Source organism: Rhizobacter fulvus (assembly GCF_964020785.1).
This window is the reverse complement of sequence record NZ_OZ224516.1, coordinates 4,354,536-4,373,941: the sequence shown is the minus strand read 5'-3', so window position 1 is coordinate 4,373,941 and position 19,406 is coordinate 4,354,536. Positions and strand designations below refer to the sequence as shown.

Below are 19,406 nucleotides of genomic sequence, written 5' to 3'. Positions count from 1 at the left end.
TCAGTCGTCGCCGAGGTCCGGCACCGCGATCCAGTGCCGTCCGGCACGCTCGATGCGGATGGCGCGGTCGAATACCTCCACCAAGGCTGCCTGCAGACCCGGATCGTCGTTGCGGCCCTGCGCGACGATCGCGCCGCCGGCCATCACCACCAGGGTGTCGGCGAGCAGCGCGAGCGTGAGGTCGTGCAACACGCTCAGCACCGCCGTGCCGGCGGCCGCCTGTCGCCGCATCAGGCGGACCAGCGCGACCTGGTGCGGCGGATCGAGGTGCGTCGTCGGCTCGTCGAGCAGCAGCCACGGCGCATCGACCGCGAGCGCCCGCGCTACCAGCACGCGCTGGCGCTCCCCGCCCGACAGTTCATGCAGCCGGCGCTGCTGCCACGCGCTGCATTCGGCATCCGCCATCGCGCGATCCACACGCGCCTCGTCGTCGGGACCGGGTGCACCGAACAGACCGAGCGCCGGCAACCGCCCGAGTTGCACGACCTCGCGCACCGTCAGCTCGCCGCTGGCCTCGCCTTGCTGCGCCAGCCACGCGATGCGCTGGGCGCGCACGCGTGCGGGGATCGCGGCGAGCGGCCGATCGCCTAGCCGCACCAGACCCGCATCGACGCGCTGCAGCCCGGCGAGCGCACGCAGCAGCGTCGATTTGCCGGCCCCGTTCGGCCCGACGATCGCCGTCCAGCCCCGCGGCGCGGCAAAGCTGAGGTCGCGCAACGCCACGGTGCTGCCCAGCGTGACGCTGATGCGCTCGGCGTGCAGACCGCTCACCGCGCCCGCCCCCGATGCAGCAACCAGATCAGGTAGCCCCCACCGAGCAAAGCGGTCAGCACGCCGACCGGCACCTCCTGCGGGGCGATCAGCACGCGCGCCAGCACGTCGGCGCCCAGCAGCAGCACGCCACCCGCGACCGCGCTCGCAACCAGCGTGTAGCCGTACGGCGCCGGCGCGAAGCGGCGCACCAGGTGCGGCGACACCAGCCCGACGAACGCGATCAGTCCGGCCTGCGAGACCGCCACGCCGGTCGCCAGCGCCAGCACGACGACAAGTGCGAAGCGCAGGCGCGGCAACGCCAGACCGAGGCTGCTGGCGCTGTCGGCGCCGAGGGTCAGCGCGTCCAGCGCGCGGGCGAGCCGCCATGCGGGCGGCAGGCCCAGCACGAGCCCGATCGCCAATGCGGCGCAGCTGGCCCAGCCGAGGTAGCCGGTGCTGCCCAGCATGAAGGCCTGACGGCCGCGCAGCGCTTCGGGCGCGACGCTGGTGACGAGGTCGCTGACGGCCGCCAGCACCACGCCGACCACGACGCCCGCGAGCAGCAGCCGCGTCGTCTGCTGCGCGCCACGCGCGAGCAGGACCGTCAGCAGCACGCCGAGCAAGGCGCCGCCAAAAGCCGCGCCGACCAGCCCGACCCGCGCCAGCGCGTCCGCCGTCGCCAGGCCGATCGCGTGGCCGCCGAGGGCGGCCGCGGCGAGCACCAGCACCACGCCGAGCGACGCGCCAGCCGCGGACCCCAGCAGATACGGGTCGGCCAGCGGGTTGCGGAACAGTCCCTGCGCGGTGGCACCGGCGAGGCCGAGCAACGCCCCCGTCAGCCAGGCACCGAGCGTGCGCGGCGCGCGGATCTGGCCGACGATCAACGCGCCGTCCGGCCCCGACCCGAGTCGGGCCAGCGCGCTGAGCGACCAGCCTTCGCTGCCCGCCGCCAGCCCGCCGACCATCAGCAGCACGCTGGCCAGCGCCAGCCCGACGCCGAGCCTGCGCCTGCGCTGCGCGTCGCTGGCAGCCATCAACGCGCCTGCGGCGCGCGCGCCGCCAGAGCAACCAGGCAATCGGCAATCACCCCGGCAGCCTCGCCCATGCGCGGGCCGGGCCGCAGCAGCAGCTCGTAGCGCGGGCCCGGAAAGCCGCAGCTGCGGCCGTCGCGCAGCGCCTGCAGCACCGCCCAGCCCGGGCGTGACGGCATCGACGCGAGGGCCACCCGATCGGCCATCACGATGTCGGGCTGCAGGCGCAACAGGGTCTCGGGATTGAGCTTCGGGAACGGCCCGAGCTCGGCCGGCAAGGCGTTGACCAGGCCGAGTCGGTCGAGCGTCTCGCCGATGAACGAGCTCGCGCCCGCTGCATAGGGTGTCGAATCCACCTCGAAGTAGACGCGCCGGCCGCGCCATGCGGGTGGCACGCGCGCCGCGGCGGCGCGCGTCTCGGCCTCGATCGCGGCCCAGACCTGCTCGGCCTGCGCCGGCGTGCCGAGCAGGCGCGCGATCGTGGTCAGGCTGCGCTTCACGTCGGCATGGTCGCGCGACTCCAGAACCACGACGCGCATGCCCAGGGCCTCGAGCCGGTCGACCACGCGCGCGGCGCTGGCGACAATCACCAGATCCGGCCGCAGCGCCGCGATGCGCTCGATTTGCGCGTCCTCCAGGCCACCGAGCTTCGGCAACGCGCGCACCGACGCCGGCCAATTCGAGAACCGGTCGGTGCCGACCAGCCGCGCGCACGCCCCGAGCGCGCAGACGCTCTCGGTCGCCGAGGGCAGCAGACTGACGATGCGCTGGGGCGGCGCCGCCAGCTGCACCGTCACGCCGCGGTCGTCGCGCGCTTCGAGTTGCGCCTGCACCGGTGCGGCGAGCACCAGCGCGAGGCCGGCCAGCAGCGCGCGGGCGGGCGTGAAGCGGTTCGTCATCGACAGTGCTCGCTCAGAGACCCTGGCTGTCGTAGCGCACGCCGATCCACGCCTGCCGGCCGACGCCCTGGTAGTCGCGGGCCGGCTCGTATTGCCGGTCGGTCGCGTTCAGCAGCTTCGCCTCGAGCTGCCACTGCGGCGCGAAGCGCCAGCGGGCGCTGAGATCGAGTGTGGTGTAGGCCGCGAGCGTCGCGCTGCCTTCCGGTCGCGCCCCGACCGCGAGCAGCGCGGCGCCGAAGCGCCACGCGCCGAGGTCGTACGCGGCGGTCAGGCTCTCCTGGTGCGCGGCTCGGCGTGCGAGGCGGCTGCCGGTGTCCAGGTCCTTGGCGTCGAGGAAATCGATCGTCGCGCCGACGCGCCAATCCCCCCAGCGCTGCGAGCCGGACAGCGTGACGCCCTGCAGTCGAGCCCGACCGATGTTCGCGGCGCATCCGTAGGGGTACAGCGCCGGATCGGACGAGCACGCGGCCTGATCGGGCTGGTAGGCGATCAGATCGCGGACACGATTGTGGTAGACCGTGACCGCGGCCGCGCTGTCGCCCGCGCGCCAGTCGAGGCCGAATTCGATGCTGCGACCGCGCTCCGGCGTGATCGACGCGACGCCGAAGTCCGGGTAGAACAGCTCGTTGAAGCTGGGCGCGCGGAAGGTCGTGCCAGCGAGCGCGCGCACGCGCCAGCCCGTGGCAATCTGCATGCCCCAACCCAGGCGCCCGGTCGTCTCGCCCCCGTAGACCGAGTTCTGGTCGCGGCGCAGGTCGGCCTGGAGGCTCTGCCGGCCGAACTGTCCGCTGTAGCCCAGCACGAGCGCATCGTTGATGCGCTTCTGGTCGTAGACGGCCGTCTCGGCATGTTCGTCGCGCCGCTCGTAGGCGACGACGAACTGCTGGCCGGTTCGTGGCGTCCACGCGGCCTGGCCGGTGAACTGCTCGCGCCGGGTGCGGAAGCGGTCGACCGTGCTGCCGCCGCTCTTCAGGTCGTCCTCGTTGCGCGACAGCTGCGCGCTGGTGGTCCATGCGGGATTCAGCACGCCGCGGTAGTCGAGCGCCGCGACGCTGCTGCGCAGCTTGTTCCGGAAATCGGGCGATGCCGGATCGGCCACCGAGTAGTCGCTCGCGTCGTACTGCGCGTTCAGGCGGCTCTCGACGACGTTCAGCCCGATGCGGTGGCCCGCCACAGGCGTGACGCCGAGTTGCAGCTGCGCGGTGTCGCGCGTGAAGCCATCGCGGTCCGGGTTGAAGCTGCCGAACTGGTCGCCAGGCTTCAGGGCGGAGACGCCGCGGCTGCTCTCGCGCCCCAGCGCGGCCGCGTAATCGATCCGGCCGCTCGCGCCGCTCACGGCGAGGCTGCCCTGGCGCGATCGCTCCTCGCCGATCGCGCCGCTCGCGGTGAACCGCGGCGCGCCGTCGCCGCGCTTGGTGAAGATCTGCACGACGCCGCCCACGGCATCCGCGCCGTACAGGCTGGAGCCGGGCCCGCGCAGCACTTCGATGCGTTCGATCTGCGCCAGGCTGATCGACTCGAATTCGACCTGTCCCACGGTCGCGGAGCCGACGCGCACGCCGTCGATCAGCACCACCGTGCTGCCGGCGCTCGCGCCGCGGATCAGCACGCTCGCGTTCTGGCCCGGGCCGCCATTGCGCACGACCTGCACGCCGGCCTCGCGGCGCAGCAGGTCCTCGATGGAATCGGCCGTGCTCTGACGGATGCGCTCGGCGTCGATCACGACGACATCGGCGCTCACGCTGGCCAGGGCCTGCGGCTCGCGCGTCGCGGTGACGACGATCGGGTCGAGGCGGCCCTGCGCCGACGAGGGTGTCGCGAACGGCGCGAGCAGGAGGAAGCCGCCGAGGGCGGCGAGCGGCGCATGCAGCGCCGGGGGTCGAAAGGTCATGATGGACAAGCTCTGACGAATGGCAGGCGACCCGCTTCCCCGCGGGCACTTGCGACATGGCCGCGCGCCTCGGTGAGACACGCGTCCGCTCGTTGGCCGGTATCCGGGCTGGCGGAGCGACCCTTGCGACCTTCCCGAAGCCGGACCGGCCTTCAGTGGCATGTGCGCGAGAGCGGAAGCGACGAGGCTGACCCCATCGACTTCGTCCGCCGTACCGTTGCGGGGGCAGCGCAGATTCGAGCGTCGAGGACGTTCTTCTGCTTCCCGTTTAACTGTGCCGACTGAACGCCGGCACGGGCACCAACAGCGGGCATTCTAGTCGGAGCGCGCCTCTACAATGGCGCACCCTTCAGCCCCACGTCGCGCGCCATGTCGAAGATCGAAGAACTCGCCGACCGCGTCGAGCGCCTGCTCCTGCGGCATGCCGAACTGCAGCGCACCAGCACGCTGCTCGAGCAGCAGCTGGCCACCGTGACCCACGAACGCGACAACCTGCGCTCGCGCCTGAACGCCGCGCGCAGCCGCATCGATGCGCTGCTCGAACGCCTGCCCGTGGAAGCCGCGCCCGCCTCGACCGGCACCGACACTCCCGGGAGCGACCGCACATGAAGCAGATGGAAGTGACGATCCTCGGCCAGAGCTACCTGCTCGGCTGCCCCGACGGCGGCGAAGCGGCGCTGATCGAGGCGGTCGGCAACGTCGACCGCGAGATGAGCGCGATCCGCGACGGCGGCAAGGTCAAGGCGCGCGAACGCATCGCGGTGCTGGCGGCGCTCAATCTCGCCTACGCGCTGGCGGGCCGGCCAGCGGCGCGACCCGCGTCGGCGGCGAGCCCCGTCCCGGCGGGCGAAGTCGATATCGACAATCTGATCGCACGCCTCGACCAGGCCCTCGGCGCCGACGGGCAATTGCTCTGAATCCACGCACGCGTCACGCATGCGGCATAGAATGAATTCGTCCGTCGCATCCGCGTGAGTTTTATATTTCCTTGAACCTATGCTCTGTAGAGCAAGGGCTTGGAACATCGCCCGGTTGGTGTGATCGTCTCGCGTCAGATGAACCCGAAGCCGGGCTGACCTCGCCCACCTGAACTCCTGGTTCAGGAATGCGGCTCATGGTTTGCGGCGGACACCTTTCTTTTCCCATTCTCGGTCTCGCACGATGCGTCATTGGCTGATGAAGAGCGAGCCGTCCGAATGCTCGATCGATGATCTGGCTGCGGCGCCCGGTCGCACGGTGCCGTGGATCGGCGTTCGCAACTACCAGGCGCGCAACTTCATGCGCGACGAGATGAGCATCGGCGACGGCGTGCTGTTCTATCACTCCTCGTGTCCCGAGCCGGGCATCGCCGGCCTGGCCGAAGTGGCCAGCACCGCATACCCGGACGCGAGCCAGTTCGATCCGAAGAGCCCGTACTTCGACGCCAAGTCGAAGCCCGACGCGCCGCGCTGGCAGCATGTCGACGTGAAGCTGGCGCGCAAGACGCGGCTGCTCTCCCTCGCCGAGATGCGCGCCGCGCCGTCGCTGGCCACCATGCGCGTGCTCGAGCGCGGCAACCGCCTGTCGATCACGCCCGTCAGCGCCGACGAGTGGCGCGCCGTTCTCGCGCTGCTGAAGAAGCCCGCATGACCGGCGGCCTCGGGGCGCAGCTCGTGCTCGAGCTGCTGGTGCTCGGCTGCTTCACCGGCTTCCTGGCCGGGCTGCTCGGCATTGGTGGCGGCATGCTGCTGGTGCCGTTCATGACCTTCCTGCTGTCGAGCAAGGGCATGCCGGCCGAACACGTCGTCAAGATGGCGATCGCCACCTCGCTGGCGACGATCTGCTTCACCTCGATCGCGTCGGTGCGCGCGCACCACCAGCGCGGCGCCGTGCTCTGGTCGGTGGCGCGTGTGCTCGCGCCCGGCATCGTGATCGGCTCGCTGCTCGGCGCGCAGCTGGCCAAGGCGCTGCCCTCGCCCGTGCTGGCACTGCTGTTCGCGCTGTTCGTCGGCTTCTCGGCCACGCAGATGCTGATCGACCGCAAGCCGAAGCCGTCGCGCCAGCTGCCCGGCACCGCTGGCATGCTCGGCGCGGGCGGCGTCATCGGCCTGTTCGCCGCGCTGGTCGGCGCCGGCGGGGCGTTCGTCTCGGTGCCGTTCATGACCTGGTGCAACGTCAAGATCCACAACGCCGTCGCGACCTCCGCGGCATTGGGATTTCCGATCGCGGTGGCCGGAACGGTCGGCTACATGGTCGCCGGCTGGTCGCTGCGCGACATGCCACCCGGGACGATCGGCTACCTGTACTTGCCCGCGCTGGTGACGATCTCGATCGCCAGCGTGCTCACCGCGCCGTTCGGTGCGCGCACGGCGCACCGCATGGACATGCGCCAGCTGAAGCGGGTGTTCGCGGTGCTGCTGTTCGGCCTCGCGGCCTACATGGTCTACAAGTCGACCCGGCTCTGAACAGGCGACGGGCGCCGCGTCAGGTGGCGCCGAGCTCGAACCGGATGCTGGCCAGCGCGACGTGGTTGCCGCCGCGCTTTTGCGCCTCGCGCAGCGCGGTGTCGGCGGCGTCCATCAGGTCGGCCTCCGAATGCGCGGTGTGCGGAAAGCTCGCGACACCCATCGACACCGTGAACCCGAGGTCGCGCCCTTCGAGCACGACGATCTGCGTCGCGCACTGACGCCGCAGGCCTTCCATGCGCGAGTGCGCGGTGGCCAGGCCGACGCCGGACAGCAGGATCGCGAAGCGGTCTTCGTCGAGGCGACACGAGGCGTCCATTGCCCGGGTGTTGCTGCGCAGCAGGCGGCCGAGCGCCTCGAGCACGCGACCGCGGGCATCGGCGCCGAGTGCCTTGACTGCATCGCTCAGCGGATCGAGCGCGATCGAGACGAGCGCGAACTCGCGATGCTCGCGCGACGACAGGTCGACCTCGCGCCGCAGTTGGTCGTCGAAGTGCAACCGCTGGTACAGGCCGGTGGCGCTGTCGCGCAAGCCGTTGTCGGCCATCTCCCGGCGCTGGGCCTCGGCGGCGACCTGCTGCTGTTCGAGTTGCGCCAGCGCCCGCTGCAACTGGTGCTCGCGCTGGTGCGCGGTGGTTTGCTCGACCCACGCTGCCAGCACATGCCGCGCGGCGGCGCCGTCGGCGCGCGGCAACGGCAGGCGGGTGACGCGGAACTCGCGCTTGCGTCCATCGCGATCGATGCGGTGTTCGCTCAACGTGGGCGCGGCATGGGCAAGCGCGCTCTGTTCGGCAGCGCGCATGGCCGCGGTCTGCGCGGGCTCCAGCAGTTCCGCATCGGCGGCACCCACCATCGCCGCGACGTCGCGTCCGAACAGCGCAGCCATGGCTGCATTCACGTGCAGGTAGCGACCGCTGGCGACGTCCTTGATGGACAGCAGCACATCGACGCGATCGAGCAGATCCATCAGCACGCCCGCGAGCGCCGCTTCCTGGACCCCGAGCGTATCCGCCAGGCGGCGCACGTCCTGGATGCGCTCCTGCGGCAGGGCCGGTGTGCTCTCGTTCATCACTCCATCGTCCTCGGCGGAATCGACCGGGCGTCACGCCGGCGCTTCAACAATCTTGGGCGTGGGGCTGCACGATGGCAAGCGCCACGAGGCGAAAAGCGCAGCCACACCCCTAACTTGATCATAGCCGCGCGCACCAGGTGTGATATTGATCCGGACGCGGCCGCTCGGCAGGTTTTCCGCGGGTCCGGGCAATTCCACCGATCTGTCATGGAATGTTGCAGGCTGGGATTCGGGCCTGAAAATTGCGGACCGCGCTGCGGAGACCAGACGAATGACGATCACCCGCTACATCAAGGAAATCGGCCGCGGCAAGGACGGCGCACGGTCGCTGACCGAAGTGCAGGCGCACGACCTGATGAGCCAGGTGCTCGACGGCCAGGTCACCGATCTCGAAGTCGGCGCGTTCGCGCTGGCGATGCGCATCAAGGGCGAGTCGACCGCGGAGCTGAGCGGCTTCCTGCAGGCGGCGCACGAGCGCTGCATCCCGTTGCGCCCGTCGCGTCCGACGGTGGTGCTGCCGTCCTACAACGGCGCACGCAAGCTGCCGAACCTGACGCCGCTGCTGGCGCTGTTGCTCGCGCAGGAAGGCGCGCAGGTCCTGGTGCATGGGCCGATGAGCGATGCCGGCCGCGTCAGCACCGCCGAGATCTTCCGCGACCTGGGTCTGCCGTTCGCGCGCGACGCCGAGGAGATCGAGAACGGCTGGGCACGGCGCGAGCCGGTGTTCATCGCCACCGCCGACCTGTGCCCGCCGCTCGCGCGCCTGCTCGACGTGCGCCGCATCGTCGGCCTGCGGAACTCCGGCCACACGGTCGCCAAGCTGCTCGCGCCGTGCGCTACCGATGCATCGCTGCGGGTCGTCAACCACACGCACCCGGAGTACGCGACCGCGCTGGCCGAATTCCTTGCGCACACCGGCGCCGATGCGGTCCTGATGCGCGGCACCGAAGGCGAGCCCGTCGCCGATCCGCGCCGCGCCCCGAAGCTCGACGTGTTCATCGGCGGCCAGCGCCGTGCCGACTTGTCGCGTGCCGCCCATGAAGGCGTGCTGACCGGCCTGCCGGTGCTGCCGCGCGAGATCGACGCGGCGACGACGGCCGTCTACATCCAGGCCGTGGTCAGCGGCGAGAAGCCGGCGCCGGCACCGTTGACGCAACAGGTCGACTGCCTGATGCGCGCGTTGGCCGCGATCGAGCGCTCCGCCGTACCGAAGGACCGGCAGGTCGGCGCATAGCGACGCCGGCGCTCCATAATCGCGGCCCATCGACACCGACACAGGCGTGGGAGGGCACGATGAAGCGGGAACTCGACAAGCTCAACAAGCTCAGCGAATCGCACGGCGCGCTGCGGCCCGGCAAGGGGATGGTCTCGGGCGTGATCGCACTGTCGCTGGCGATCCTCTGTTTCCTGGGCGTGCTGGCCTTCCATTGGCCCGAGTACCTGACGACGCCGCAGCTGCGCCGCTCCTACAACGTCGACGTGATGCGCCTGCTGCTGTTCTGGTCGCTGGTCCTGTCCGGCGCGCTGTCGCTGTTCAACATCGTGCGCGGCCGGGCGCGGTGGCTTGCCCTCGGTGCGTTCGTGCTGATCGGCCTGTCGCTCGCGCTCGGCGGGCACAAGGTGCCGGTCAACGACTTCGCCGACAACACGCCCTACATCGGCCTGGACTGGTTCATCCTCGACCTGCTCGGCTCGACGCTGATCTTCATCTTCATCGAGAAGCTGTTCGCGCTGCGCAAGGACCAGCCCGTGTTCCGTCCGGAGTGGCAGACCGACTTTCACCACTTCATCGTCAATCACATGATCGTCGGCTTCGTGCTGCTGGCGACCAACCTGCTGGTGCACAAGCTGTTCGGCTGGGCCGCGCAGGACGGTGTCCGAGGCTGGGTGCAGGGGCTGAACTTCTGGGTCGCGCTGTTCCTGATCGTGCTGGTGGCCGACCTGGTGCAGTACGCCACGCACCGCGCATACCACGAGGTGCCGCTGCTGTGGCGCCTGCACGCGGTGCACCACAGCGTCAAGAGCATGGACTGGCTGGCCGGCTCGCGCCAGCACATCCTCGAGCTGATCATCACCCGCACGCTGGTGCTGGCGCCGATCTACGTGCTCGGCTTCAGCAAGGAGGTCATCGATGCGTACATCATCATCGTCGGCTTCCAGGCGGTGTTCAACCACGCCAACGTGAGCGTGCGGCTCGGCCCGCTGCGCTACGTGATCGTGACGCCCAACTTCCACCACTGGCACCACTCGCAGGACGACGCCGCGATCGACAGGAACTACGCGGCCCACTTCGCGTTCATCGATTACGCGTTCGGCACCGCGGTGAAATCGGACCGCGAGTGGCCCGAGCAGTACGGCGTGGTCGGCGACTACGTGCCGAACGGCTTCTTCAAGCAGCTCGCCTTTCCGTTCGTGTGGCGCGGCTGAGCCCCGAAAGGTTCGACGCGATCGTCGTCGGCGCTGGCGCGGCCGGCCTGCACTGCGCGGCCCTCGCCGGGCAGCGCGGGCTGAAGGTGCTGCTGGTCGACCACGCCGAGAAGGTCGCCGAAAAGATCCGCATCTCCGGCGGCGGGCGCTGCAACTTCACCAACCGCGACACGACCCCGGCAAACTTCCTGTCGGCGAATCCGCACTTCTGCCGCTCGGCGCTGGCGCGCTACACGCCGACGGATTTCATCGCACTGCTGCAGAAGCACCGCATCGCCTGGCACGAGAAGCACAAGGGCCAGCTGTTCTGCGACGACAGCAGCGAGCAGGTCATCGCGATGCTGCTGCGCGAGTGCGAGACGGGCGGCGTCGTGCGCTGGCAACCCTGCGCAGTGCACGGCGTGCGGCACGGCCATGCCGGTTTCGAGCTCGACACCGATCGCGGTGCGGTCAGCGCGAAGCAGCTCGTGATCGCGACCGGCGGCCTGTCGATCCCCAAGATCGGCGCGACCGACTTCGGCTACCGGCTCGCGCGCCAGTTCGGCCACGCGATTGTCGAGACCCGCCCGGCCCTGGTGCCGCTGACGTTCGACCCGGTCAGCTGGGCGCCGTTCGCCGCACTCTCCGGGCTGTCGCTCGAAGCCTCGATCGAGACCGGCGAGGGCAAGGCGCGCACCGCGTTCCTCGAAGACCTGCTGTTCACGCACCGCGGCCTGAGCGGCCCGGCGGTGCTGCAGATCTCCAGCTTCTGGCGCCCCGGCACGCCGATTCGCCTCAACCTCACGCCCGGCCGCGATCTGAATGCCGAGTTGCTGCAGGCGAAACAGTCCTCGCGTCGCAAGCTCGCGAACGAGCTCGCCGAATTGATCCCCAAGCGGCTGGCCGAGGCGTGGCTGGCGCCGACGCCGGACCTGGCCGAACGCACGCTGCCCGAGCAGCGCGATCGCGACCTGGCGCAACTCGCCGCCCGGCTCCAGCGCTGGGAGCTCAAGCCCCAGGCGACCGAGGGCTACCGCAAGGCCGAGGTCACGGCCGGCGGCGTCGACACCCGAGAGCTGAGTTCGCAGACGATGGCCAGCCGGCTGGTGCCGGGCCTGCACTTCATCGGCGAAGTGGTCGACGTGACCGGCTGGCTCGGCGGCTACAACTTCCAGTGGGCCTGGGCCAGCGCGTTCGCGTGCGCCACCGCGCTCACGCCGGCCTGATCACGGGATCGCGATCGCGCGCACCACCAGACTGGTGCCACCGACGATCAGCAGCGCCCAGACCGCCTGCACCGCGCGCCGGGTCGACAGCCGCGCATGCAGCCGGCTGCCGACGAGGTAGCCGATCACCGCGAATGGCAGCAGCGCGAACGCGAGCGGCAGCAGCCCCGCCTGCTGGTAGAAGCCGCTGCCGGTGAACAGCACCAACCGGATCAGCGCGGTGCAGAAGATCAGCACGCCGATCGTCGCGCGCAACATCGCCTTGTCCGTCAGCCGGCGCGCGAGGTAGATCGTGTAGATCGGCCCCCCGGTGCCGTACAGCGCGGTGAACGCGCCGCCCAGCAGCCCCGCCGGCACGGCCCAGCGGGCGGAAACCGGCGTGGGCACCGCGCGGTTCAGCAGGCTCCACGCCGCGTACGCGACGACGAAGCCGCCGAGGCCGAGCAGCAGCCAGCGCTCCTCGACTTGCACCAGCAGCGTCACGCCGGCGACCATGCCGACCGTGACGATCGGCAGCAGCCGCAGCAACTCGGGCCGGCTCAGGTCGCGCCGATGGCGCAGGCCGAGCAGCAGGCCGGTCAACAGGTCGAACACCAGCATCATCGGCACCGCGAAGCGCAGCGGGAAGAACTGCGCCAGCAACGGCACCGCAATGATCGACGAGCCGAAGCCCGTCAGCCCGTACACGACGTAGCCGAGCGTGACGATGGCCGCCGCGGCCAGCAGCGTGCTCGTCGGCAGATCGATCAAGCGCCTGCGCCTTCGCGTCGGGTCAGCGCTTGATCTGCGGCGCCGGAACGCCCTCGATCATCACGTTCAGGCAGGCCGGCAGCCCGCTTGCGTGGGCGCGCTGCGCCGCCGCGGCCATTGCGAGCGGGTCGGTGACCTGTTCGCCGTGGCAGCCGAATGCCTGCGCGACCGCGTCGTAGCGCATCGGGCGCAGTTCGCAGCCGATCAGGCGGTCGGCGCCGTAGTCGCGCAACTGGATCTGGTACTCGGCGTTCCAGCGCGCGTCGTTCCCGATCACCGAGACGAAGCCCAGGCCATAGCGCACCGCCGTGTCGTATTCGGCGATGTGGAAGCCGATCGTGCCGTCGCCCATCACGGCAACCACCGGCGCATCCGCCGCCACCGCGCAACGTGCCGCCAGCGCATAGGGCAGGCCCGAGCCGATCGAACCGGCGACGCCGTTGTTGACCCGGTGCGGTGCGCTCAGGCAGGCCATCGCCCACTGTCCGATCTCGCCGCCGTCGCAGACCAGCACCGCGTCGGGATGGCTGTCGAGCAGCGCCTGCAGCGGGCGCAGCATCTGCACCGGGTGCAGGCGGCCCGGGACCTCGGTGCGGGCGGTGTCCCAGGCCGGCGGCCGGTATGCGAGCGCGCTGCGCACGTCGGCAAGCCAGTCGGTCGCGGTCGAGCGGACCGCGGCTGCGGTCAGCGCCTGCAGCGTCGAGGCCGCATCGGCCAGCGCCGTCACGTCCAGGCGGCTGCCGAGCGCGCGTCGCGTACGCTCGATCTCGGCCGCCTCGGCGTCGACCTGGTGGACGGCCGCCTCGGCCGGGAACGGGGCCTTGCCGAACTTGAGCGTGAAGTCGACCCGCTTGCCGACCAGCACGATGCAGTCGGCCTGCGCCAGCACCTGCGCGAACGCACCGAGGCTCGCGTCGGCGATGCCGCGCGGGCTCTCCATCCCGATCACCGGCACGCCGCTGGCCGCCTCCAGGCCGGCGATCAGCGCGCGGCCGGGGCGCGTCATGCAGGACGCGCCGACGAGCACCATCGGACGCTTGGCCTGCGCGAGCCGCTGCGACAGGTCGTTCGCGACGGCGCGATCGAGCGGCATCGGCTCGGCCGCGAACGCCGCGGCCGCGAGCGGCGCCGGCGTCGCGGCGTTGTCGAGGACGTCGGTCGGCAGGCTCAGGTGCACCGGACCCGGCCGCCCCGAGCGTGCGAGGCGGATCGCCTTCGCGATGTCGCCGGCCACCGCGTCCGCGCTGGCACAGGTCCATGCGGCCTTGACGACCGGCGCGGCCATCTCGGCCTGGCGCATCTCCTGGAAGGCGCCCTGCCCGAGCTGGTCGTTCGGCGCGTGGCCCGACAGCAGCACCACCGGCGCCTCGGCCATCTGCGCCGTGTAGAGCGCCGAGACCGCGTTCGCATGGCCCGGCCCGCCGGTGACCAGCGCGATGCCGACCTCGCCGGTGATGCGTGCGTAGGCGTCGGCCATGTGCACCGTGGTCGCCTCGTGGCGGGTGTGGATGAGTTCGATGCCGGAGTCGAATGCCGCATCGAATATCGGCATGATGTGGTTGCCGGACAGCGTGAAGACGCGGCGCACGCCGGCGGCTTCGAGCGCGCCGATCAACGCGTCCGCACCGCGCTGCTGGGGAGAGGGGCTCATCGGTTCGGTCCTATTTCAGTTCGATCTGCAACTGGCGCCCGAGCCGCTCGTAGACGGCGAACTGGTCGGCCGCGAACTTCTCGGTCTCGGCCGGGCTCAACACCCGCGGGATGCTGCCGGCCTTCTCGGTCGCGGCGATCCACTGCGCGTCTTTCGCAGCACCCGCCAGCATCCCGGCCCAGCGCTCGACCAGCTCCTTGCTCATGCCGGGCGGGCCGTACAGCGCGCTCCAGCCGACGATCGCCTCGAGCTGCGGGTAGCCGGCCTCGCGCGCGGTCGGCACATCGGGCAGGTCCTTCACACGCTCGGGCGTGGTCGTGACGATCGCGCGCAGCTTGCCGCCCTTGATGTTGCCCATCATCGAACTCAGGTTGCCGCAGCTGAAGTCGACATCGCCGGACAGCACCGCGAGCGCGGCCTCGCCGCCACCCTTGTAGGCGATCTGCACCGCGGCGTCCTTGCCGAGCTTGAGCGTGTCGAACAGCAGCTGCGGGCCGAAGTTCAGGATCGTCGCCGGGCCCGAGGTGCTGTAGTTCAACTTGCCCGGGCGCGCGCGCAGCGCATCGGCCAGCTCCTTCAGCGAGCGGATGGCGGAGTCGGATCGCGTGACGCAGACATACGGGTTCAACTCGAGCAGTCCGAGAAAAGTGAAGTCGTTCCACTTGTAGCCCGCCGTCGGCTGCAGCGCCGGCAGCACCGCCTGCGAGCCGACGCGCGCGACCAGCAGCGTGTAGCCGTCCGGCTTGGCATTGCGCACCGCGATCGAGCCGATGCCGCCGCTCGCGCCGGCGCGGTTGACCGGCACGAGCGGCTGGCCGAGCGACTTCTGCGCGACCAGCGCGAGCGCGCGGGCGGCACCGTCGGCGTCGCCGCCAGCGCTGAACGGGATCACGAGCTGGATCGGCTGGTCGGGGTAGCTGCTCGACTGCGCCGCAGCGCCGATGGTGCACGCGGCGAGGCAACTCGCGATGACGCGGTGGTGGGTGGGCAAGCGGTCGTCTCCTGGTGTTGTGATGTGGATCGGCGTGGCGGGCGTTCAGCCGCTCGCTTCGGTCAGGATCGTCTGCCCCGGCTCGACCCGCGTGAAGCGCACCGGCTCGCGCCGCATCGTCAGCTCGTCGCCCGCCTGCGTGACGACGATGTAGGTCGAACTCGGCAAGTCGCCGGCGTCCGGATGGTCCTCGCGGAAGTGCGCGCCGCGCGAGTCCTCGCGCGCCAGCGCGGACGTGGCGATCACGCGGCTGACGGCGATCAGGCTCTTCAGGTTCAGCCAGTCGTGCCAGCTCAGGTTGAAGGCGCGGTCGCCATCGGCCACGCCGACGTGGTCGAGCTGGCGCTCCAGGTCGTCCAGCGTCGCGAGCGCGCGCTGCAGACCTTCGGCGGTGCGCAGGATGCCCACGTCCTCCCACATGCAGTCGAACAGCGCCTCGCGGATCGGCTCGATGTTGCCGGGCGCGTTCGCGAACGGCGCCTCGTGGCGCGCGACGCTGGCCACGATCGCCGCCTCGTCGGCCGCATGCCAGGCGCCTTCGGCGCGCACCCAGGCGGCCATGCGGTCGCCGGCGATGCCGCCGAAGACCGTCGAGTTGGCGACGCCGTTGCCGCCGAGCCGGTTCGCGCCGTGCACGCCACCGGTGTCCTCGCCCGCGGCGAACAGGCCGTGCAGCGCGGTACTGCAATCGGCACTGAACTGCACGCCGCCCATCATGTAGTGGGCGGTCGGCACCACCTCGACCAGGCCGCCGGCGAGGTCGAAGCCGCAGTCGTCGCAGCGCTCGACCATGCCCTTGAACTGCTGGCGCACCTTGTCGGGCCCGAGGTGCGACATCTGGATGTAGACGCCGCCGTTCGGCGAGGTGCGGCCGGCGCGCATCTCCGAGAAGATCGAGCGCGAGACGATGTCGCGCGTCGCGCGCTCGAGCCGTAGGTCGTAGCGGTCCATGAAGCGCTGCTTGTCGCCGTTCAGCAGGTACCCGCCGGCGCCGCGCAGGCCCTCCTCCAGCACGGTGCCGGTCATGCGCGTGCCGGTGCCGGCCAGCAACCCGGTCGGGTGGAACTGCACCATCTCCATGTCGCGCAGCGGCAGGCCGGCGCGCAGCGCCATGGCCAGGCCGTCGCAGGTCTTGTCGCCGGACGGCGTGTGGTACTTATACATGGTCGGGCCGCCGCCGGTGGCGAGCAGCACGGCCTTGGCCTGCACGAACACGAACGCGCCGTCGCGCATGTCGATCATCAGCACGCCGGCCAGCGCGCTGCCGTCGGCCGTCTTGACGAGTTCGATCGCGCGGTGCTCCTCCAGCCGCGCGATGCCGCACGACCAGACCTGCTCGGACAGCCGGTTGATGATCTCGATGCCGGTCAGATCGCCCTTGTGCACGGTGCGGTCGAAGGTCTGGCCGGCGAACGCCTTCTGGTGCACGGTGCCGTCGGGGTTGCGGTCGAAGAAGCAGCCGAGCTCGTTCTCGAGCTCGTGCACGCGCTCGACGGCCTTCGTGACCAGCGTCCACGCCAGGTCCTGGTCGGACAGCCACTTGCTGCCCTCGATCGTGTCCATGAAGTGCCGCTCGACCGAATCGCCGGCCGCCAGCGCGACGTTGTAGCCGCCCTGGACCATGCGGGTGCATCCGCACTTGCCGAGCAGGCCCTTGACCGCGACGGTGATCGACAGCTCCGGCGCATTCTGGTGCGCATGCAGGGCCGCAAACAGGCCGGCGCCGCCCGAGCCGAGGATCAGGATGTCGGTCTGGAGGCGCTTGATCGGTGTCATGACGCCCTCACCCCCAACGCGGCCAGCACCTGCGCGCGTCGCGCCTGCGTGTCGTGGCGCACCACGTCGTAGAGGCTGCCGCCATGGCTGTCCATGCCGACCAGCAGCGGGCCGAAATCGCGGATGCGGAACTTCCACAGCGACTCGGGGTTCAGGTCGTCGAGGTCCACATCCTCGATCTGCTCGACCCAGGTCGTTTCCAGCGCCGCGGTGCCGCCGACGATCGCGAGGTAGGCGCCGCCGAGTTCGCTGAAGGCTGCCGCGGAACCCTCGCGCAATCCTCCCTTGCCGACGATCAGGCGCACGCCGTTCTGCGTCATCAGGGGCCGGGTGAAGCGTTCCATGCGGTCGGAGGTCGTCGTGCCGATGCAGATCGGCTGGTAGCCGGCCGGATAGGCATCGCTGGGCTCGACCTTCTTGACGTTCGGCGCCGTGTGGATGACGGCGTGACCGTTCAGGTCGAAGCGCGTCGTGCGGCCGCGGTCGAACAGGTGGATCTGGGTCGCGTCGCGGATGCCGTAGAGCGTGCGCTGCAGCGTGACCGTGTCGTTGACCCGCAGCGCGCGCACCTGCGCTTCGGTGACGGGCATCTCGAGGTTGTGGTGGGCCATCGTGAACCTCGCTTCAGAAGCCGTAGCTCACGCCGGCCGGCGTGAAGCTCGCGCGGGCGCGCCGTGCGGAATGGCACTGCATGTTGACGGCGATCGGGTTCATCGTGATGTGGGTTGCCGCCAGTTCGATGTGGACCGCGAACGCGGTCGAGTCGCCGCCCAGCCCCTGCGGGCCGACACCGAGCTGGTTGACCGCGGCCGACAGCTGCGCCTCGAGCGCGGCACCCTCGGCGTCGGCGCAGCGCGTGCCGAGTTCGCGCGTGGCGGCGCGCTTGGCCAGCGCGACGGCCAGATCCGACGTGCCGCCCAGCCCGACGCCGACGATCGTCGGCGGGCAGGTCTTGCCGCCGGCGGCGAGCACGCAGTCGATCACGAAGGTCTTGATCGCGTCGATGCCCTCGGCGGGAATGGCCATCTTGAGGAACGAGTTGTTCTCCGAGCCGCTGCCCTTCGGAATCATCTCGATCTGCAGCAGTTCCGGCGTGTCGCTGAAATCGATGTGGATCACCGGCACCTCGATGCCGCAGGACGAATGCTCGTTCTTGCGCGTCAGCGGATGCACGACCGAGCTGCGCAGCGGGTACTCGCGGGTCGCGCGTTCGCAGCCGCGCCGCAGCGCCTGCTTGAGCGCATGGCCGTCGACCTGCACGTCGCGCCCGATCCAGACGTTGTAGATCGGCACGCCGGTGTCCTGGCACAGCAGGTTGTCGGTCTTCTCGGCGACCGCGATGTTGGTCACCATCGTGCCGAGCATCTGCTTCGCCGTCGCACCGGTCTCGGTGGCCTGCAGGCGGCCGAAGCCCGCCTTGATGTCGGGCGGCAGCACCTTCAGCGCGCGGATGTAGAGTTCCTTGGCGGCGTCTTCCACCGCCTGCAGATCGACCTTCATCGCGTCACCTCAGTTCGCCGACAGCTTGCGGTTCTTCACCACCGTGGCCCAGTGCTGGGACTCCTCGTCCATCGCCTTGACGAACTCGGCCGGCGAATTGCCGACCGGCGTCATGCCCTGAACGTACAGGCGCGCCTTGATCTCGGTGGAGGTCAGCGCCTTGACGACATCGGCGTGGATCTTGGCGAGGATCGGCGCGGGCGTGCCGGCCGGCGCGAGCAGGCCGAACCAGCCGGTGTTCTCGAAACCCGGCAGGCCGCTCTCGGACACCGTCGGCACGTCGGGCATCGACGGCATGCGCTGCTTGCTCGTGACCGCCAGCGCACGCAGGCGCCCCTTGCCGAGCAGCGCGGACGCGGCCGCGAAGTTGCCGACCATCATCTGCGTCTGGTGCGCGATCAGGTCGGTGTAGGCCGGCGCCTCGCCCTTGTACGGCACATGGACGATGTCGACGCCCGCAGCGTTCGCGAAGTTCTCGCCGGCCAGGTGCACCTGGCTGCCGACGCCGGCCGAGCCGAAGTTGACCGAACCCGGCTTGGCCTTCGCCTGGGCGATCAGCTCCTTCACGCTGGTCAGCGGCGAGTCGTCGGGCACGACGACGAGCATCGGGCCGCTCGCCACGTTGGTGATCGGCACGAGGTCCTTCTTCGTGTCGAACGGCATCTTCTTGTAGAGCTGCGGGTTGATCGTGATGCTGCCGGTGCCGAACAGCAGCGTGTAGCCGTCGGCCGGCGACTTGGCGACGATGTCCGCCCCCAGGTTGCCGCCGGCGCCGGCGCGGTTGTCGACGATCACCGTCTGCCCCCAGATCTCGTTGAGCTTCTGCGCCATCATCCGCGCGATCACGTCGGTCGAGCCGCCGGGCGCGAAGGGCACCACCAGGCGCACCGACTTGTTCGGCCACGATTCCTGCGCCATGGCGGGCAGCGTCCAGGCGGTCAGCACGGTGGCGGCCAGCAGGCCGGTGAGGGTCGAGCGTCGGGTGGTCATCTTCATGGGGGGTCTCCGTTTTTCTC

19 protein-coding genes, 1 other RNA gene and 1 riboswitch are annotated in these 19,406 nt (G+C 70.5%); of the genes, 8 read left to right on the top strand and 12 right to left on the bottom strand.

Features of this window, described 5'->3' with window-relative positions:
* The 4 genes from ACWH49_RS20860 to ACWH49_RS20845 are packed head-to-tail and all read right to left on the bottom strand — an operon-like array spanning position 1 to position 4,574.
* Positions 1-771, bottom strand: coding sequence for an ABC transporter ATP-binding protein (locus ACWH49_RS20860; protein ID WP_448173212.1), 771 nt, complete (start codon positions 769-771; stop codon positions 1-3).
* Positions 768-1,787 carry a FecCD family ABC transporter permease gene (locus ACWH49_RS20855; RefSeq protein WP_448173211.1) on the bottom strand — a complete coding sequence of 340 codons (1,020 nt, stop codon included), beginning with the start codon at positions 1,785-1,787 and terminating at the stop codon, positions 768-770. The genes ACWH49_RS20860 and ACWH49_RS20855 overlap by 4 nt, the downstream gene beginning before the upstream one ends.
* A complete protein-coding gene (locus ACWH49_RS20850; RefSeq protein ID WP_448173210.1) occupies positions 1,787-2,683 on the bottom strand; it encodes an ABC transporter substrate-binding protein in 897 nt (298 codons plus the stop codon). The genes ACWH49_RS20855 and ACWH49_RS20850 overlap by 1 nt, the downstream gene beginning before the upstream one ends.
* Positions 2,684-2,696: 13 nt before the next feature.
* Positions 2,697-4,574: a TonB-dependent receptor domain-containing protein gene (locus tag ACWH49_RS20845; protein WP_448173209.1), complete on the bottom strand. Its 1,878-nt coding sequence runs from the start codon at positions 4,572-4,574 to the stop codon at positions 2,697-2,699.
* A 77-nt stretch (positions 4,575-4,651) separates the two neighbouring features.
* A riboswitch (cobalamin riboswitch) is annotated at positions 4,652-4,894 on the bottom strand.
* A gap of 49 nt (positions 4,895-4,943) precedes the next feature.
* Here ACWH49_RS20845 and ACWH49_RS20840 point away from each other — a divergent pair.
* From ACWH49_RS20840 to ACWH49_RS20820, 5 genes are all read left to right on the top strand, one after another.
* Positions 4,944-5,183, top strand: a complete 240-nt coding sequence (locus tag ACWH49_RS20840; protein WP_448173208.1) for a cell division protein ZapB — start codon at positions 4,944-4,946, stop codon at positions 5,181-5,183.
* On the top strand, positions 5,180-5,491 hold the full coding sequence (locus ACWH49_RS20835) for a cell division protein ZapA (RefSeq protein WP_448173207.1): 312 nt from the start codon (positions 5,180-5,182) through the stop codon (positions 5,489-5,491). Before ACWH49_RS20840 ends, ACWH49_RS20835 begins: the two co-directional genes overlap by 4 nt.
* A gap of 37 nt (positions 5,492-5,528) precedes the next feature.
* Positions 5,529-5,707: non-coding RNA, 6S RNA (gene ssrS / locus ACWH49_RS20830), on the top strand.
* 28 nt (positions 5,708-5,735) lie between these two features.
* Positions 5,736-6,203 carry an EVE domain-containing protein gene (locus ACWH49_RS20825; protein WP_448173206.1) on the top strand — a complete coding sequence of 156 codons (468 nt, stop codon included), beginning with the start codon at positions 5,736-5,738 and terminating at the stop codon, positions 6,201-6,203.
* Positions 6,200-7,018, top strand: coding sequence for a sulfite exporter TauE/SafE family protein (locus ACWH49_RS20820; protein WP_448173205.1), 819 nt, complete (start codon positions 6,200-6,202; stop codon positions 7,016-7,018). The genes ACWH49_RS20825 and ACWH49_RS20820 overlap by 4 nt, the downstream gene beginning before the upstream one ends.
* A gap of 19 nt (positions 7,019-7,037) precedes the next feature.
* Here the strand turns inward: ACWH49_RS20820 and ACWH49_RS20815 are convergent, their stop codons facing one another.
* Entirely contained in the window at positions 7,038-8,087 is a 1,050-nt protein-coding gene (locus ACWH49_RS20815; protein ID WP_448173204.1) for a GGDEF domain-containing protein, read from the bottom strand.
* Positions 8,088-8,361: 274 nt separating this feature from the next.
* On the opposite strand from ACWH49_RS20815, the gene ybiB reads away from it, so the two are divergent.
* Genes ybiB through ACWH49_RS20800 form a run of 3 tightly spaced genes read left to right on the top strand, consistent with a single transcriptional unit; the run spans position 8,362 to position 11,722 of the window.
* The gene (gene ybiB / locus ACWH49_RS20810) at positions 8,362-9,324 is read left to right on the top strand and encodes a DNA-binding protein YbiB (RefSeq protein WP_448173203.1); all 963 of its coding nucleotides are present in this window, start codon (positions 8,362-8,364) and stop codon (positions 9,322-9,324) included.
* Positions 9,325-9,383: 59 nt separating this feature from the next.
* Complete coding sequence (locus ACWH49_RS20805) at positions 9,384-10,517, top strand: sterol desaturase family protein (RefSeq protein ID WP_448173202.1); 1,134 nt, start codon at positions 9,384-9,386, stop codon at positions 10,515-10,517.
* Positions 10,505-11,722, top strand: a complete 1,218-nt coding sequence (locus ACWH49_RS20800) for an NAD(P)/FAD-dependent oxidoreductase (protein ID WP_448173201.1) — start codon at positions 10,505-10,507, stop codon at positions 11,720-11,722. Before ACWH49_RS20805 ends, ACWH49_RS20800 begins: the two co-directional genes overlap by 13 nt.
* Here the strand turns inward: ACWH49_RS20800 and ACWH49_RS20795 are convergent, their stop codons facing one another.
* Genes ACWH49_RS20795 through ACWH49_RS20765 form a run of 7 tightly spaced genes read right to left on the bottom strand, consistent with a single transcriptional unit; the run spans position 11,723 to position 19,386 of the window.
* Complete coding sequence (locus ACWH49_RS20795) at positions 11,723-12,472, bottom strand: sulfite exporter TauE/SafE family protein (RefSeq protein ID WP_448173200.1); 750 nt, start codon at positions 12,470-12,472, stop codon at positions 11,723-11,725.
* Between the two features lie 22 nt (positions 12,473-12,494).
* Entirely contained in the window at positions 12,495-14,123 is a 1,629-nt protein-coding gene (locus ACWH49_RS20790) for a thiamine pyrophosphate-binding protein (protein WP_448173199.1), read from the bottom strand.
* A gap of 10 nt (positions 14,124-14,133) precedes the next feature.
* Positions 14,134-15,114 (bottom strand): Bug family tripartite tricarboxylate transporter substrate binding protein, encoded by a 981-nt coding sequence (locus ACWH49_RS20785; RefSeq protein ID WP_448173198.1) that lies wholly within the window; start codon positions 15,112-15,114, stop codon positions 14,134-14,136.
* 45 nt (positions 15,115-15,159) lie between these two features.
* Positions 15,160-16,890: an L-aspartate oxidase gene (locus ACWH49_RS20780; protein WP_448173197.1), complete on the bottom strand. Its 1,731-nt coding sequence runs from the start codon at positions 16,888-16,890 to the stop codon at positions 15,160-15,162.
* On the bottom strand, positions 16,887-17,501 hold the full coding sequence (locus ACWH49_RS20775) for a fumarate hydratase C-terminal domain-containing protein (protein WP_448173196.1): 615 nt from the start codon (positions 17,499-17,501) through the stop codon (positions 16,887-16,889). The genes ACWH49_RS20780 and ACWH49_RS20775 overlap by 4 nt, the downstream gene beginning before the upstream one ends.
* A 13-nt stretch (positions 17,502-17,514) precedes the next feature.
* A complete protein-coding gene (locus tag ACWH49_RS20770) occupies positions 17,515-18,390 on the bottom strand; it encodes a fumarate hydratase (RefSeq protein WP_448173195.1) in 876 nt (291 codons plus the stop codon).
* Between the two features lie 9 nt (positions 18,391-18,399).
* Positions 18,400-19,386: a Bug family tripartite tricarboxylate transporter substrate binding protein gene (locus ACWH49_RS20765; protein ID WP_448173194.1), complete on the bottom strand. Its 987-nt coding sequence runs from the start codon at positions 19,384-19,386 to the stop codon at positions 18,400-18,402.
* Positions 19,387-19,406 lie beyond the last annotated feature (20 nt).

What these genes read in the sequence shown, in the direction of transcription:
- ACWH49_RS20855 (WP_448173211.1), bottom strand. Translation starts at nt 1,787, where the DNA reads ATGGCTGCCAGCGACGCGCAGCGCAGGCGCAGGCTCGGCGTCGGGCTG.
- ACWH49_RS20850 (WP_448173210.1), bottom strand. Translation starts at nt 2,683, where the DNA reads ATGACGAACCGCTTCACGCCCGCCCGCGCGCTGCTGGCCGGCCTCGCG.
- ACWH49_RS20845 (WP_448173209.1), bottom strand. Translation starts at nt 4,574, where the DNA reads ATGACCTTTCGACCCCCGGCGCTGCATGCGCCGCTCGCCGCCCTCGGC.
- ACWH49_RS20840 (WP_448173208.1), top strand. Translation starts at nt 4,944, where the DNA reads ATGTCGAAGATCGAAGAACTCGCCGACCGCGTCGAGCGCCTGCTCCTG.
- ACWH49_RS20835 (WP_448173207.1), top strand. Translation starts at nt 5,180, where the DNA reads ATGAAGCAGATGGAAGTGACGATCCTCGGCCAGAGCTACCTGCTCGGC.
- ACWH49_RS20825 (WP_448173206.1), top strand. Translation starts at nt 5,736, where the DNA reads ATGCGTCATTGGCTGATGAAGAGCGAGCCGTCCGAATGCTCGATCGAT.
- ACWH49_RS20820 (WP_448173205.1), top strand. Translation starts at nt 6,200, where the DNA reads ATGACCGGCGGCCTCGGGGCGCAGCTCGTGCTCGAGCTGCTGGTGCTC.
- ACWH49_RS20815 (WP_448173204.1), bottom strand. Translation starts at nt 8,087, where the DNA reads ATGAACGAGAGCACACCGGCCCTGCCGCAGGAGCGCATCCAGGACGTG.
- ybiB (WP_448173203.1), top strand. Translation starts at nt 8,362, where the DNA reads ATGACGATCACCCGCTACATCAAGGAAATCGGCCGCGGCAAGGACGGC.
- ACWH49_RS20805 (WP_448173202.1), top strand. Translation starts at nt 9,384, where the DNA reads ATGAAGCGGGAACTCGACAAGCTCAACAAGCTCAGCGAATCGCACGGC.
- ACWH49_RS20790 (WP_448173199.1), bottom strand. Translation starts at nt 14,123, where the DNA reads ATGAGCCCCTCTCCCCAGCAGCGCGGTGCGGACGCGTTGATCGGCGCG.
- ACWH49_RS20780 (WP_448173197.1), bottom strand. Translation starts at nt 16,890, where the DNA reads ATGACACCGATCAAGCGCCTCCAGACCGACATCCTGATCCTCGGCTCG.
- ACWH49_RS20775 (WP_448173196.1), bottom strand. Translation starts at nt 17,501, where the DNA reads ATGGCCCACCACAACCTCGAGATGCCCGTCACCGAAGCGCAGGTGCGC.
- ACWH49_RS20770 (WP_448173195.1), bottom strand. Translation starts at nt 18,390, where the DNA reads ATGAAGGTCGATCTGCAGGCGGTGGAAGACGCCGCCAAGGAACTCTAC.
- ACWH49_RS20765 (WP_448173194.1), bottom strand. Translation starts at nt 19,386, where the DNA reads ATGAAGATGACCACCCGACGCTCGACCCTCACCGGCCTGCTGGCCGCC.